The 14,820-nt window shown below is 44.3% G+C and carries 14 protein-coding genes and 1 pseudogene; 14 read left to right on the top strand and 1 reads right to left on the bottom strand.

Features of this window, described 5'->3' with window-relative positions; translation table 11 throughout:
* Window positions 1-2 precede the first annotated feature (2 nt).
* From MHB50_RS15200 to MHB50_RS15150, 11 genes are all read left to right on the top strand, one after another.
* Window positions 3-797 carry an enoyl-CoA hydratase gene (locus tag MHB50_RS15200; RefSeq protein WP_340084113.1) on the top strand — a complete coding sequence of 265 codons (795 nt, stop codon included), beginning with the start codon at window positions 3-5 and terminating at the stop codon, window positions 795-797.
* A gap of 19 nt (window positions 798-816) precedes the next feature.
* On the top strand, window positions 817-2,169 hold the full coding sequence (gene accC / locus MHB50_RS15195) for an acetyl-CoA carboxylase biotin carboxylase subunit (RefSeq protein ID WP_340084112.1): 1,353 nt from the start codon (window positions 817-819) through the stop codon (window positions 2,167-2,169).
* A 25-nt stretch (window positions 2,170-2,194) separates the two neighbouring features.
* Window positions 2,195-2,407: an acetyl-CoA carboxylase biotin carboxyl carrier protein subunit gene (locus tag MHB50_RS15190; protein WP_077111941.1), complete on the top strand. Its 213-nt coding sequence runs from the start codon at window positions 2,195-2,197 to the stop codon at window positions 2,405-2,407.
* Window positions 2,408-2,429: 22 nt separating this feature from the next.
* On the top strand, window positions 2,430-3,959 hold the full coding sequence (locus MHB50_RS15185; protein WP_340084110.1) for an acyl-CoA carboxylase subunit beta: 1,530 nt from the start codon (window positions 2,430-2,432) through the stop codon (window positions 3,957-3,959).
* Between the two features lie 550 nt (window positions 3,960-4,509).
* Window positions 4,510-4,923: a hypothetical protein gene (locus MHB50_RS15180; RefSeq protein ID WP_077111938.1), complete on the top strand. Its 414-nt coding sequence runs from the start codon at window positions 4,510-4,512 to the stop codon at window positions 4,921-4,923.
* 11 nt (window positions 4,924-4,934) lie between these two features.
* Complete coding sequence (locus MHB50_RS15175) at window positions 4,935-6,401, top strand: sodium/proline symporter (protein ID WP_171973910.1); 1,467 nt, start codon at window positions 4,935-4,937, stop codon at window positions 6,399-6,401.
* An 84-nt stretch (window positions 6,402-6,485) separates the two neighbouring features.
* On the top strand, window positions 6,486-6,722 hold the full coding sequence (locus tag MHB50_RS15170) for a hypothetical protein (protein ID WP_077111936.1): 237 nt from the start codon (window positions 6,486-6,488) through the stop codon (window positions 6,720-6,722).
* Between the two features lie 827 nt (window positions 6,723-7,549).
* Complete coding sequence (locus tag MHB50_RS15165) at window positions 7,550-7,708, top strand: hypothetical protein (RefSeq protein WP_171973909.1); 159 nt, start codon at window positions 7,550-7,552, stop codon at window positions 7,706-7,708.
* A 115-nt stretch (window positions 7,709-7,823) separates the two neighbouring features.
* Entirely contained in the window at window positions 7,824-8,153 is a 330-nt protein-coding gene (locus tag MHB50_RS15160) for an XdhC family protein (RefSeq protein WP_236016990.1), read from the top strand.
* Window positions 8,154-8,174: 21 nt separating this feature from the next.
* Window positions 8,175-8,999: an XdhC family protein gene (locus MHB50_RS15155; protein ID WP_236016991.1), complete on the top strand. Its 825-nt coding sequence runs from the start codon at window positions 8,175-8,177 to the stop codon at window positions 8,997-8,999.
* Window positions 9,000-9,013: 14 nt separating this feature from the next.
* On the top strand, window positions 9,014-9,643 hold the full coding sequence (locus tag MHB50_RS15150) for a nucleotidyltransferase family protein (protein ID WP_077111935.1): 630 nt from the start codon (window positions 9,014-9,016) through the stop codon (window positions 9,641-9,643).
* 450 nt (window positions 9,644-10,093) lie between these two features.
* Here the strand turns inward: MHB50_RS15150 and MHB50_RS15145 are convergent.
* Window positions 10,094-10,339 (bottom strand): annotated as a pseudogene (locus MHB50_RS15145) (AAA family ATPase); the annotation flags it as partial.
* 204 nt (window positions 10,340-10,543) lie between these two features.
* On the opposite strand from MHB50_RS15145, the gene solA reads away from it, so the two are divergent.
* The 3 genes from solA to MHB50_RS15130 all read left to right on the top strand — a co-directional run bounded on the left by solA (window position 10,544) and on the right by MHB50_RS15130 (window position 14,617).
* Window positions 10,544-11,674 (top strand): N-methyl-L-tryptophan oxidase, encoded by a 1,131-nt coding sequence (gene solA, locus MHB50_RS15140; RefSeq protein ID WP_077111932.1) that lies wholly within the window; start codon window positions 10,544-10,546, stop codon window positions 11,672-11,674.
* Window positions 11,675-11,901: 227 nt separating this feature from the next.
* Entirely contained in the window at window positions 11,902-12,882 is a 981-nt protein-coding gene (gene eutB / locus MHB50_RS15135; protein WP_340085351.1) for a hydroxyectoine utilization dehydratase EutB, read from the top strand.
* Window positions 12,883-12,922: 40 nt separating this feature from the next.
* The gene (locus MHB50_RS15130) at window positions 12,923-14,617 is read left to right on the top strand and encodes a PucR family transcriptional regulator (protein WP_077111931.1); all 1,695 of its coding nucleotides are present in this window, start codon (window positions 12,923-12,925) and stop codon (window positions 14,615-14,617) included.
* Window positions 14,618-14,820 lie beyond the last annotated feature (203 nt).

The following is a 14,820-nucleotide window of genomic DNA, read 5'->3' as shown; positions in this document are numbered from 1 at the left end:
AAATGGTGTCTGCAGATCAAGTGGTGCGTGTATGGAATAATGAAGGGGTCGCCACCTTGGAAATCGACCATCCGCCGGTAAACTCGTTAAGCGCGGAAGTGGTCAATGAACTGACTGGTGTGTTGCAGAAAATGGAAGACGATCCCCAAGTGAGGACAGTCATCATAACTGGAAGCGGTGAAAAAGCGTTTGTTGCCGGAGCCAACATCAAAGAGTTTCCGGATTGGATCGGCAAAGGAGAGGAGGTGGCTGAAGAAAAATCGAAGTGGCTTCAACATCCTTTCGATTTGCTCGACCAGTTGTCAAAGCCCACGATTGCGGCCATTAACGGATTGGCCTTGGGCGGAGGCTGCGAACTGGCCCTTGCCTGTGATTTGCGTATTGCGGAAGAGCACGCGCAAATCGGGCTTCCCGAAATCACACTTGGGCTATTTCCGGGAGCAGGGGGCACACAAAGACTGCCGAGGCTCGTCGGGGAAGGGAAAGCAAAAGAACTGATGTTTACAGGTGAACCTGTTTCCGCTCGTGAAGCTCTCCGGATCGGACTCGTCAATATTGTTGTTCCTCAAGGAGAGGCCTTAAAAAAAGCTCAAGAGCTGGCTGAAAAAATTTCCCGATACTCCCTGCCTGCTTTGTCCCTGATGAAAAAAGCCATCACAGAGGGACGGAATGAGTCTCTTGAAAGAGGGTTGGCTGTGGAAGCCAAATATTTCGGGAAGGTATTTCAAACGGAAGATGTGAAAGAAGGAGTATCAGCCTTTATTGAAAAAAGAAGACCCACTTTTACGCATCAGTAAAGAAAGGCGGTGTTCATTTATGTTTCAAAAAGTATTGATTGCAAACCGGGGGGAAATTGCGGTTCGAATTATCCGAACATGCCAAATGTTGGGTATTCAAACAGTCGCTATCTATTCGGAAGCAGATGCGGACGCACCGCACGTCAAAATGGCGGATGAAGCCTATTTGTTGGGAGGCCCCAGGGTTGTTGAAAGTTATCTGCATGCAGATAAAGTGTTAGACGTTGCCAGGAAATCCGGAGCGGATGTCATTCACCCAGGGTATGGCTTTCTTTCGGAAAATAGCTCATTTGCCGAGCAGTGTGAAGCAGAGGGGGTTGTTTTCATTGGTCCCTCTTCAGACGTGATTGCCCGCATGGGCAGCAAAATTGAATCGAGAAAAGCAATGCAGGCAGCAGGTGTTCCGGTTGTTCCCGGAATTGCCCATTCGCTTGCGGATGAAGAAGTTGCCGTTCAGGCGGCGGAGGAAATTGGTTTTCCGGTTATGTTAAAAGCTTCTGCCGGCGGCGGCGGGATCGGGATGCAAATTGTCCGTAATGCTGATGAATTGCGAAAAGCTTTTGCCGGAAATCAGAAACGCGCAGCAAGCTTTTTCGGAGACAGCGCCATGTATATCGAAAAATATATTGAAAATCCGCGTCATATTGAAATTCAAATTCTCGCAGATAAGTTTGGCAATGTTATTCATTTATGGGAGCGCGAATGCTCTATTCAACGGCGGCACCAAAAGGTGCTTGAGGAGGCGCCCTCACCTTTTCTAGATGATGAAACAAGAAAGAAAATGGGGGAAGCGGCTGTCAGGGCGGCCCGGGCCATTGGATATTCCAATGCGGGCACGGTTGAATTTTTGGTAGATCGGAACAAGAATTTTTACTTTCTTGAAATGAATACCCGCCTTCAGGTTGAGCATCCGGTCACGGAAGAAATTACCGGTCTCGATTTAGTTGCCGAGCAACTGAAAATGGCTGCTGATTATTCTTTGACGATGTCCCAGTCGGATATCAATCCGAGAGGGTATGCTATTGAGGCGAGAATTTATGCGGAAGATCCGACGACATTTTTCCCGTCTCCTGGTAACATCACGAAATTGGTTTTTCCTGATGGCCCCGGTGTTCGCAATGATGTCGGCGTTCATCATGAATCAACAGTAACCCCTTTTTATGATCCGATGATTGCGAAGCTGATTGTAAAAGGAAAAGACCGGGATGAAGCAATCAATAGACTTCAAAATGCTCTGTCAGCCTATGAGGTGGGAGGGATTAAAACAAACATCCCTCTGCTCAGGAAAATAGCAGATCATCCCGCTTTTCAACAGGGAGAAACAACAACCAATTTCATAGAACAGTATTTGCAGGGCGAAACAGCGAAGTGAAAACGTATAAAAGGAGGAATCAGCGATGAGTAAAGTGGTAGCCAGCATGGCTGGAAGCGTGTGGAAGATTCTTTGTAAAGAAGGAGATAGCATCGAAGCTGGAGAAGATGTAGTCATATTGGAATCAATGAAAATGGAAATTCCCATCCAAGCAGAAGCAGGCGGAACCGTAAAGGAAGTAAAAGTAAATGAAGGTGACTTTGTCAATGAAGGTGACGTACTGATTGAGCTGGAGTAAATTCTTTGCAAAGGAGCCGTACATGATGTCAAAAAAAACATTTGATGAAAGAGCGGAGTCCATTCGGCAAGGTGGTGCCGCCAAATATCATGAACAAAATGAAAAACGCGGAAAGCTTTTTGTCCGCGATCGTTTAAGATTGCTGCTTGACCCGGATTCATTTTTAGAAGACGCCATGTTTGCCAATTGTGAGGCCGAGGGACTGCCGGCAGATGGTGTAGTGACAGGTGTTGGAAAAATGGACGGCCAAACGGTATGCGTCATGGCAAATGATTCCACTGTAAAGGCCGGCTCCTGGGGCGCTAGAACGGTGGAGAAAATAATCCGTATCCAGGAAACGGCCGAAAAAATGAAGGTTCCGCTTATTTACCTCGTAGATTCGGCAGGTGCGAGAATTACGGACCAAGTCGACATGTTCCCGGGACGGCGGGGGGCCGGAAGAATTTTTTACAATCAGGTAAAACTGTCCGGGAAAATCCCGCAAATATGTGTGTTGTTTGGCCCATCGGCTGCTGGCGGCGCCTATATACCCGCTTTTTGCGATATCGTCATCATGGTAGATAAAAATGCTTCCATGTATCTCGGTTCGCCGCGGATGGCGGAAATGGTCATTGGCGAGAAAGTGACGTTGGAAGAAATGGGCGGGGCCCGCATGCATTGTTCGGTATCGGGATGTGGGGACGTATTGGCCCAAAATGAAGAAGAAGCCATCGAGCTGGTCAAAAGCTATCTCTCATATTTTCCGGCGAATTTTTCGGAAAAACCGCCTGTTCGGGAGGCGACTCCTGCAAAGCAATTGGAGAAAACATTGGAGGAGCTCATTCCGGAAAATCAAAATGCGCCATTCAATATGTATGATTTTATTGAAGGAATCATTGATGCGGACTCATTTTTTGAAATTAAAAAGTTATTTGCGGGCGAAATCATAACAGGGCTTGCCCGCCTGGATGGAAAACCGATCGGCATTATCGCAAACCAGCCCCGGGTGAAAGGCGGGGTATTATTTCACGACTCGGCAGACAAAGCGGCCCGATTTATGACTCTTTGTGACGCCTTCCATATTCCGCTCTTGTTCCTTGTCGATGTACCCGGTTTCATGATCGGAACAAAAGTGGAGCGGGAAGGAATTATCCGCCACGGGGCGAAAATGATCTCGGCCATGTCAGAAGCAACAGTGCCGAAAATCTCGATTATCGTCCGGAAGGCATATGGCGCCGGATTATATGCGATGTGCGGTCCAGCATTTGAGCCTGATTGCTGTCTGGCGTTGCCGACCGCCCAAATTGCCGTCATGGGGCCGGAAGCGGCGGTCAACGCCGTCTATGCTAAGAAAATCGCGGAGCTTGATGAAAGTGAGCGAAATGCCTTTATCCAGCAAAAAAGAGAAGATTATAAAGAGGGAATTGATATATACAAGCTGGCTTCGGAAATGATTATTGACGGCATCGTGCCAGCAAATTCTCTGCGCGGGGAACTCATTCAACGGTTCGAGGCGTACTCGTCAAAGCATACGATTTTTTCTGAACGGAAACATCCGGTTTATCCCGTGTAAAAGCCTTCAAGGGTTCCATGTGAACCCTTGGATGCAAAAAATACGGAATATTCAATAATGTTTGCGAATGTTGTCACAAGTATAATCGCGATTTTTTTTTCACAAATGAGGATATGGATCGCGCGCTAAAAAATGAGCTACTGTTAAAACAAGGAAAAGTACCTGCCAAGCTTGATTCACATCACGTGCAACAGTAGAATTTGCCACTATTGAAGGAGCGCGATCCATTGGATCAGTTCATAAAATCGGCAGTTTAGAGCCGGGAAAGAAGGCGGATATCATTTCTATCCGAAATAAGGGTCTGAATATTCCATCTTTTCATAACCTTGTTATTGCTATTCGCATCCTCGAAATGTCGACTCGGTCTTTGTGGAAGGAAAAGCCCTCAAAGGAAGTGGCAAACTTGTAACGATGAATGTGGAGGCTATCCAAAAAAACCTCAGGCATCGCATGAGTACTTCTGAAAAGCAAAGCGCCAAACGAATGAATAAAGCAAAAGAAACATTTCCGCCAACTGCTGAAGTAAAAAAATTGAAAAGGGAGGAAAATAATGTCGCGAATTGATCAAACCATTTACGCCCTGTTTGGGCTTGCTGTTGTGATGGTGATTGGAATGGTAACAAATTCATGGAGGGCCGTTCTTTATCCCTTTTTGATCATGGTCGGGCTGGCCATCTTTTTGGGGCTGATAAAAGATATTAGAAGGAATCCCCGTAAAATCTGGATTCCCGTAACGGTTACAGCTATTTATTTGTTTTTGTATATATTCCATGATGTGATCACGATGGATTCGCCGACAGGTGGAAAAGGCTTTATATGGGGCCTGTCGCCGGCAATGGCTTTGTATATTTTCGGTATTTGGCCGCTTGCTGTGCTTGTTTGTCTGTTATATACGTTGACCTTTCAAAAGGATTCCGTCACACAACAGCTGCGCCAAGATGGCCAAAAGAATATCAACATGTAAGGGGGATGTCAGTGGGCACTACGATCATTACAGTTGTCGCTATCTATTTGTTAATTTGTATTTTGATCGGATTATGGGCAACGAGAAGAACGAAAACGGCGGGTGATTTTTTAATTGCCGGCAGGAATTTGGGCATGTTTGTCATGGCGATTGCGGCGTTTTCTTCGATTCAAAGCGGATTTGGAATGCTTGGGGGAACCGGATTGACTTTTAGCAATGGGATGGGATTTATTGCGGGAATCGGCATTTCGGCTTCTTTGGGCTTTGGGTTGACATGGTATTTGGCAGGAAAGCGGATTTGGAAAATCGGCAGCATGGGTGAAGTTTATACGCTCGGGGATATTGTGGAAAAAAGATACGAAAGTAAAGCAGTCCGCGGCTGGCTCGGATTGGCGATCATTTTTGGCGTGATCGGTTATTTGGGAACACAAGTCCAGGCGATGGGCATTATTATGCACAGTATTTTTGGGCTTTCTCCCAAGTTGGGCGCCATCATTGGATTGGGTATTCTCGCATTTTATTGCGTGGGCGGAGGGATCATAGCGAGTGTTTATACGGATCTTTTTCAAGGTGTCATTATGGTCGCTGTTTCATTGGTTGTATTTTTTATGGCTATCCATGCCGGAGGCGGCGTGCAACACATTTCCGAAAGTCTGCAAAGCGTTGATCCCCAATTAACTTCGTCATTCGGTACGTATCCGATTATGACCGTCGCTTGCTGGTTCTTTTTATTCAGCCTGGGAGCGGCAGGACAGCCGCATTTCATTCATAAATTTTTGATGATTAAAAGCCAAAAAGAATTAAAGTGGGGCGCCTTCACGGCAGGTCTTGCATACGCTTTCACAACGCTGTTGGTCGTTGGAATCGGGCTGACGGCAAGGTCTCTTGATATACAAGGAAAATTTCCGGCTATCTCCACTCCGGATGAGTCGCTTACAGCATTTGTAACGCACTTTACACCGCCCATTGTGGCAGGGCTTGTTCTGTCCGGACTGCTTGCGGCGATCATGTCAACAGGTTCGGCTTTTGTTACCCTTGGAGCCGCGAGCTTAATCCGGGATATTCCGCGGGCCTTCAACAAACAAGTGAAGAATGAGCTTTTATGGAATCGGTTGACTGTGCTTGGCCTTTTGACACTATCTCTTTTATTCTCTTTTTATATGGATACACTCGTTGCATTGCTCGGCATCTTCGGTTGGGGAACATTCGCGTCAGCCGTATTCCCTCCCATTATTTTGGGGTTAATTTGGAAAAAGGCTACCAAATACGGGGCTATTTCCAGCATTGTCGTCGGGTTGTTTCTAAACTTCTCCCTGGAAATGTTAAATAAATACGACTTGGCTATCTTGCCTTCAGGTGTTATTGTCGGAGCATTTGCTTTTGCCGTATCGATTATCGTATTTATCGGCGTTTCCCTTTTGACAAAAGAATCTGTCGTTCCATTGGATAATCAGGTTATCGACGCGATGGAAGGGTAAGGGGGTATTGGCGAAAGTCTATCTTTTTTGGCTTGAATTCTTTATGATGAAAGAAGAGTACAAGTCGAAGGCAGGTGAATTGTAATGGGAACATGTCCAATAGATCACTCGCTTGAGGATGTTGTAAAAAAGCTTGATGACCAAAAACCATTCTTGCCGAAAGAATTGGCTGATCGGACAGAACAATTTTTGCAGGAGAAACTTTCACAGAACACATTAAATGAACTGTTTCATCTGTTGAAAAAGTATGACCTGGCCAGTGAAGAAGAACGAGCCGGAAGAAATGTAAAATTGACGGAAATGCTTGCTAAAAAAGCGTGAATAAAGATGACAGGGCTGTCTAAAAAGTCCCATTTAGAGTAAAAGCGCTCAACCCAAGAAAGTTGATTTTACGGTATTCTGGGGTTAGTTTTTTTGGGATTTTCAAGCTGAAGTATTATTTTTCGGACAGCCCTCCAATTTTTCAACCATAAATCTTAAATGGTTGGCTGAAGGGGAAGGAATGCTTTTTTATAAAAATAGGTGTCCAGGTCGAAAAAATATCGGCTTTTTGGACGCCTTTTTGCTGGTTAACATACGAACCCGGATTTTCCGATGGAATAACGGCTTAATGTGACGTTGTGGCATCTGGCAAATCTTTATTGGAGAGAAAGGGGTCCTGATCGGGTATCAAGAAGCGAGTGAAGGTATTTTTCAATCGGTTGATCTGACAGCAGGTTCGGATGGGTATACTGTTCCGTTCTATGCTCGAAGTCAGAGATTTGCCCCCATAAGCGTTGATTCAGTCACTCTTAATGTAATAAAAAGGAACAAAATTGCACCACTTCAGAGGGAGGTAAGTCAACATAATCAAGAAGAAGCCGAGAGGTGACCATCACGGCGTCTGTTTGGTTGGCTTCCATTATATAATGAACCAAGCCGCCAAATCATATAATATTCCGATCCCGATGGTGAGTATGAAGGAATGACCGCTGTGGCAAAAGTGTTGACAAAAAAGCCGAATAGGGACAGAAAACAATCCCGCAGCTGGAAACCGGCTGGTAACACAATACGCAACAGTCTTCAAACTGGCGGTCTTAAAAAAACGTTGGCGCCAGCCGTTCAGTGTCTGACAATAGTCATTATTTGCGAATTATGAAGTATTTATATTGCAAGAAGGCAACCCGACCATTACAAGAATGCCGGAGTCCATGTCCCATGTTACATATGACGGGGGACGCGGGATTTGTATTGGTGATTCACATTCGACTTTGCCGCGTGTATGGCTCCCGGATGTTGACAAGAAGCAGGAGACATTCGTCGATTAAAAATAATATGAAACTCTCGCTTTTGACACTGGAAGGCTTTGAACCAGGATGAATGATAGCGAGTGATCTTCCTCTTTTCAATGTCTTGGAAACAGTATAGGAGAGGATGATAGGGATGACGGAAAATGAACGGGTCATGGAACAAGTTTTACAATTACGACAAATGGGGATCAAATCGGCAATTGCCACTGTTGTAAAAGTATATGGATCTGCTTATCGCCGTGAAGGGGCCAAGATGTTGATTGATGAGTATGAGAATAGGACGGGGATGATTTCAGGCGGCTGTCTGGAAGCGGATGTAGCCGAAGCCGCGAAAGAGGTGATCTCTACCGGCCAACCCGTTTTGAAAACCTATCATCTGGATGAAGAGGTTGTATGGGGGTTGGGGCTTGGCTGTCCGGGAACGGTTAAAATCCACATAGAGCTTGTTTCATCGTCTGAATAATCTGGAAGGAAGGGGCATGCTTTGAATCATTCATCTGCTTTTGATCGTTGGCTGGCTTTTATCAATGACGAAAAACCTTGTGTGCTCGCGACCAGTTTGGATATGTCCGCTCCTTTTTCCTCTAAAGGCGGCTCAAGGCGTTTATTCATTTCGCCGGAAGGAGTTTTAGCTGGATGTCTTGGTGTTGGGGAGGCGCAGACGCAAATCATAGAGTTGGCAAAGAAAAAGTTAAAGCAAAGAAATCCCAAATCGGAAACGGTAATCATTTCTTTATCGGATGGCCGGGAACTTCCCATTTTTTTGGATGTATACGTTCCCCGGTCTGAAATCATGATTTTTGGGGCTGGACATGATGCCATTCCAGTCGCCCGGTATGCTTTATCTGTTGGTTGGAAAACAACTGTAGTCGATCCAAGACCTTACTATAATAGCGAGGAAAGATTTCCGGGTGCAAAGAGAATTGTGGCGGATGCAGGTAAAGTGTCCGATCAAGTTAGGATAACGGATCGCACTTATATAATTGTGATGAACCATCATCTGGAAAGGGATCAAGAGACGTTGAAATTTGTCTTGCCCTCACCCTCTCCATATATTGGTGTGCTCGGTCCCAAAAGGAGACGGGAGCGGATGTTGCGGGTGTTGCAAGAAGAAGGGCATGTTTTTGCAAAAGAGACACTGAAACGGATGCACAGTCCGGTTGGTCTCGATATTGGCTCCGAGACACCTGAAGAGATTGCCATCAGCATTTTAGCTGAAATCATCGCGGTTAAAAATGGCCATTCCGGTGGTTTTTTACAAGATTCCCCTCACATTCACCGTACCTCAAAAATGATCAATAGATTGTAACAAAAGGAGAGCAAATGAAAGATTCAATCAGCGCCATTATTTTAGCGGCTGGAACTTCTTCACGAATGGGACGGCCAAAACAATTGCTTGATTGGGGTGATCGGCCCTTGTTGTCCCATGTCATTCACAAGGTGCTGTATCATCCTTTTTCAGAAGTGATCACCGTCATTGGCCATGAAGCCGATAAAATAAAAAGGACTATTCATATACGGGACTCCCGCTTCAAATGGGTCGAAAATAAACAATATGGGAGTGGTCAAGGCTCAAGTCTGAGAGCCGGAGTTCAGCATATAAGTACAGACGGTCCGGGCGTGATGGTCTTTTTGGGTGACCTGCCCTTTATCTCCCAATATACAACCAGCTTCGTATTTCATGAAGGTGCAAGGCTGCTGAAATGTAGTTCGGAACCTTTCGTCATGCGGCCCGTTTATCAAAAGACAGGAGGACATCCCGTGTTTTTCGGTCATCTCCGCGACGCCGTCTTGGAGGTTCTGGATGGTGATCAAGGAGGCAGAGCTCTCCTAAACATGATCAAGGTGAAAAGAGAACTCTTTGTACATGATTCGGGAATTGTAAAAGATATTGATACCCGTGATGACTACAGACAGGCTTTGAAACAGGGTGACCTTGATGAGGACGGCTGAATAACAACTGTTTGCCGAATAGTGGAATGTTTGGCAAAATGAAATAAATGCGTGTAGATGAATGGGGGAACTATTTGATTTTTGTGGAATGGTATTCTAAAGCCAATTTTCATCGTAGACCATCTCTGTTCGTTACAATCAATGTTCAGCCTAATGGCGAGCCATCGGGAAGTTCGTCGATCATGCGGGCTTTGGCAGGTGATGTAACAAGCCAACCATCTGGATCAGCCATCAGTATCAAAAGCAAAGTGTCTGAATAGAAAACGGTTGAAACTTTTTCCCATCTTTATTGTGAGCGGTGTCCGGCTATTATACAATTCAGCAGGCACGCAAAAAAGCCGTTAAAAGAATCAATTTATGGAGCGAAAGTCGGCTTCCTACGTATGGATGGCAACTTCCAAATGGTCTTTATACGTGAAAACGGCCCAAAAATATGGGGCTTGCCCTTACAAAAGATTCTGCTCGTTGAAAGAAACCGTTCGTCATTTTAAGAAGCCAAGAAAGCTTTAAATATTCGCCGAGAGCTGACTTAAAGTCATGGACATCTCCCGCCAGCACGAAATTCATGTTTTTCAGCAATCGCTTCCAACAATATTGATTTTCCCATCCCATTCACTCGAACAAGAAATGTGCAGATTTTTCATCACTACAAGATGGAATATGACCATGTAGCAGTGCAAGTCTTTTTAAAAACATGGAGTCACTTGCGGTATCAATCTATCAATGTATGGAATGGCTTACCATGCTCAAAAATGATGGGGCGATTGGAAGTTTTTGAAACTGGGGAAAAACTTGGCGTCTACCATTTCACATTTGAAAGTAATAAGACTAGAAAACGTTATGAGAATCCCGAAAATAATGTATAAACAGATATAATCGGTTAGAAAGGAGAAATGATTGATGGACTACGAGGTTATTATTATAGGTGCGGGTTCAATGGGAATGGCTGCGGGATTTCAGCTCGCAAACAAGGGAGTAAAAGTATTATTGGTTGATGCCAATGATCCTCCTCATACAGAAGGGGCGCATCACGGTGAAACGAGGCTGATCCGCCATGCGTATGGAGAAGGCGAGAGTTATGTTCCCATGGCACTTCGCGCGCAGGAGCTATGGGGACAATTGGAAAAAGAATCAGGCGAAACGCTTTTCCTTAAAACGGGCGTGTTGAACGTTGGTTTGCCGGATTCGCTATTCGTCCAAAATGTCATCGACAGCGCGAAGAAATATTCACTTCCACTGGAAGTCCTATCGGCACGGGAAGTCAACCAAAGATGGACCGGATTTCAAATTCCTGATGGATTAATAGGATGCTTCGAAAATGAATCCGGCGTATTGATGAGTGAAAAATGTGTACGAGCCTACCGTGATCTGGCTATTCAAAGAGGGGCAGAGATTCGTAAGAATACCCGCATTCAGTCAATCGAAACGACAAACTCTCATGTTACCGTTCGCACAAATACAGAAACATTCCGTTCTGAAAAACTGATTGTTTCTGCTGGAAAAGGGACGAATGCGGTGTTGAGACACTTGGATCTTCAATTACCGCTGCAACTTGTCAGAAAAACATTTTCTTGGTTTCATTCGGATGAACATCTGTATCGGACAGGACAATTTCCGGGCTTTACGTTCGATTTGGCGGATGGGGTATACTATGGTTTTCCGAGCGTTCACGGCTCCGGAGTAAAAATAGGACGCCATGATGGAGGCCGGCCGATTCTGCCGGATGAGGCATTGGCTGCATTTGGCGCTTTTCCTGAAGATGAACAAGATGTAAGTGAGTTTGCCCAACGCATGCTCTCTCAAAAGATGCCCCATAAGCAAGGAAAAACATGTACATATACAAACACGCTTGATACGGACTTTATCATTGACAGCCTTCCCGGGAGTGAACATATTTTAGTGGCATGCGGATTTTCGGGACACGGATTCAAATTTGCGAGTGTTATAGGAGAAATATTAAGCGAAATGGCTGCGGGGAAGAAGACAGGCTTCGATCTGTCCGGCTTTTCAATCAGCAGAATGGGGGTGTGAGCACCCTCTTTTATCCGGAGAGGTTGGGAGTGAGACGCAAACCTCCGATCGGCAGGATATGAATCAAAGGGGTATGAAAGGAGCTACCGCCTGATTGAATTCAATGACCTCCACATATTCCCGTTTAAAATGAGCTTATATATATTAAACTTCTTGTGATAGTATTAGTAATATTCCAGACAACATTCTGTATTTGTAGGGAGGGAATCAGATTGGATCAAACTTCAATGAGAAAACAGATGACACTCCAACTGATCTTAGAAGCAAAGAAACGCGTCTATCAAGTAGTAAAACCCACACCATTTTTCCAATCCATTCAACTATCGGAACAATACGGCTCCTCTGTTTATTTGAAGCTTGAAAACTTCCATGAAATTGGTGCTTTTAAAGTAAGGGGTGCCGCCAATAAAATATTACAATTGTCAAATGAAGAACAAAAGCGCGGAGTTGCGACGTTTTCGACAGGAAACCATGGATTGGCTGTCGCCTATGTCGCTAAAAAAAGGGGGATTTCTGCAACCGTTTGCATATCCAATCGTGTTCCAAAAGCAAAAGTGGATGCCATTCGCCGGATGGGGGCTCATGTTGAAATTGTCGGGGAAGGGCAAGATGATGCGGAAACATATTGTTATGAGTTAGAGGAAAAATATGGTTTGACGGTGATTAAACCTTTTGATGATTCCGCTATAATCGCCGGACAAGGAACGATTGGCCTTGAAATGGCAGCAGAAGAGCCAGACATTGATGTTGTTGTCATCCCGATATCAGGGGGAGGCTTGTTTGCCGGCGTTGCAACCGCTTTAAAATTATATAATCCGAAAATTAAAACGATTGGTGTATCAATGGAGCGTTCTCCTGTCATGTTTGAGAGCATCCGGGCAGGAAAGCCTGTTATCTTAAAGGAACAACCCACTCTTGCGGATAGTTTGCTTGGGGGAATTGGGCTGGACAATACGTACACATTTGAGATTGTCAAACAGCTCGTCGATGATTTTGTGCTCGTATCTGAAGAAGAAATAGCCGAAGCCATGGGCTTTATGGCGGATGAACACCGGATGATTGTAGAGGGGGCTGCCGCTACCGGAGTTGCCGCGCTGCTAAATAGAAAAATAGATGTAACAGGCATGAAAGCAGGAATGATTATAACTGGAAATAATGTAGACCTCTCTGTTATTTCAAAAGTGATTCAAGACTATCAACGAAAATAACGCACATTGGGTTACATCGCATCATGGGGGAGGGTGAACATTGAATCTGTCACTGGAAGATGTATTGAAATTTCCAATTTTTGAGACCGCCAAGGTGATTACTGGTGAAGGTGTCGTCGGTAAGAAACTAGTAGAATGGGTATCTGTCATTGAAAGTCCCGTGGAAAATTTCGTGAGAGAAAATGAACTCGTTTTAACGACGGGCATCGGCTGTTATATGAATATGCAATCTTTCTTTGAATTTTGCAAAGATGTGTATGAGTCAGGCGCATCCGCTTTGGCCATTGCTACCGGCCACTATATTAATAAAATACCGGAAGAAATTACCCAGTTTGCAGAGATGAAAGATTTTGTCATTGTGGATTTGCCGTGGGAAATTCGGTTTGCAGACATCATACATGAAGTGACAAGCGCCATTAACAATATTCAACACGATGAATTGATCAGATTGAAGGAATTTCAGCAACAATTGATTGAAATGTTTTTAACAAAGAAGCCCTTTGCGGAAATCATCACTGTCGTGGAGAAGGAATTAGGCCTGCCGGTGATTGTCATGAATCGTAAAGGGCATGTGATCGCAGGTTCAGCCAATATTCACCATGTTCGCCGTCTATGGAGAAGTATGGAACGAAATCTTGCAGCTGAAGAATCGCATCACCCGATTTTTTCAAAATTACGTAGGGGAAAGGGAAAAGAAGTTCAGTTGTTTCATATGAAAATTCAATCTAGTGAACAAGAGCAAGGGGATTTTTTTATCGTTGCTTCATCAACATATAAAATAAAACTAAGGGAAGTCAATATTATCGAACAGGCGGTAATGGTTTCTGCATTGTGGCTGACGAGTGAGTCCGCCATTGTCGAAAATAAAAGTCTCTTGCAGAATGAATTTGTCATCTCATTAACGACGGAAGAAGAGCCCGAGGAGAAAACGTTGCGAGAGAAGGCTAAGAGTCTTGGTTTTCATATCGATTTAAAATATGAGTGTATTATTGGTTATCCGGAAAATTTAGATACTCTTTTTTATAAAGATGGCGGGACGAGCCATGAAACGAAGCATTCATGGTTTGAAAGTATGATGACGTATATTGAGAGTGAATTGGCTGATGCCGGGCAATCGGTTCATCGGGAAGTCATGTATGCCCAAGAAGTGGATAAACTTGTTATATTTCTGGAGACAACTGAATTCGCATCTCCATCCACCTCCAACGGGACGATGAATCAATTTCTGGATCATGTGGAGAGAAGACTCAATAAATTGTTGCCGGGGCTTGTGATCTCGTGGGGCATTGGAAAACATCAAGATGGAAAAATGGCATTTTACAGAAGTTATCAGAAGGCGCTTTCCGCCTTGGAAGTGGGAAGAAAACAAAAAGGAATTGGAAAGCGCTACCACTTTGACAACACAAGGATCAGCCGCCTTATTTTACATTTATCCAAAAACGAGGAAGTACGTGAAATTGCCACTTCCACATTGTCCCCATTAATCAAATATGATCAAAAAAGAGAAATGGATTTAATTAACACGTTCATTGCTTACAACGAAAATTCCGGCAATGTAAGCCAGGCTGCCCGCGTGTTAAATCTACACCGCCAATCTTTATTGTACAGACTTCGAAAAATTGAATCACTGACAAATCTTTCTTTAACGAATCCGGATGATATGTTTTTGCTTGATTTCAGTATTAAAATATGGATGAGCGGGATGAATGAAAACAAAGACCGTCTTGCACTCTGACTTTTCATCAGACAGGCTTTCGACCTGTCTGATTTTTTCATACTGAACGCCATACGGACTAGGCGATGGCGTTCTTTTCATCAAATTGTATAAAGACACGCCCATGAAGTTCATACAAATTTTATAATGTTTTTTACATTTCGACTATTTATAATGAAGGCTAATGAAAGCACTTACAATTACATATAAAGACAAAATTCATC

The sequence above is a fragment of the Siminovitchia sp. FSL H7-0308 genome (genome assembly GCF_037980985.1).
In the GTDB taxonomy this organism is placed as follows: Bacteria; Bacillota; Bacilli; order Bacillales; family Bacillaceae_C; genus Siminovitchia; species Siminovitchia thermophila.
The sequence above is the reverse complement of the archived record's forward strand: the minus strand, read 5'-3'. Positions and strand labels throughout refer to the sequence as shown.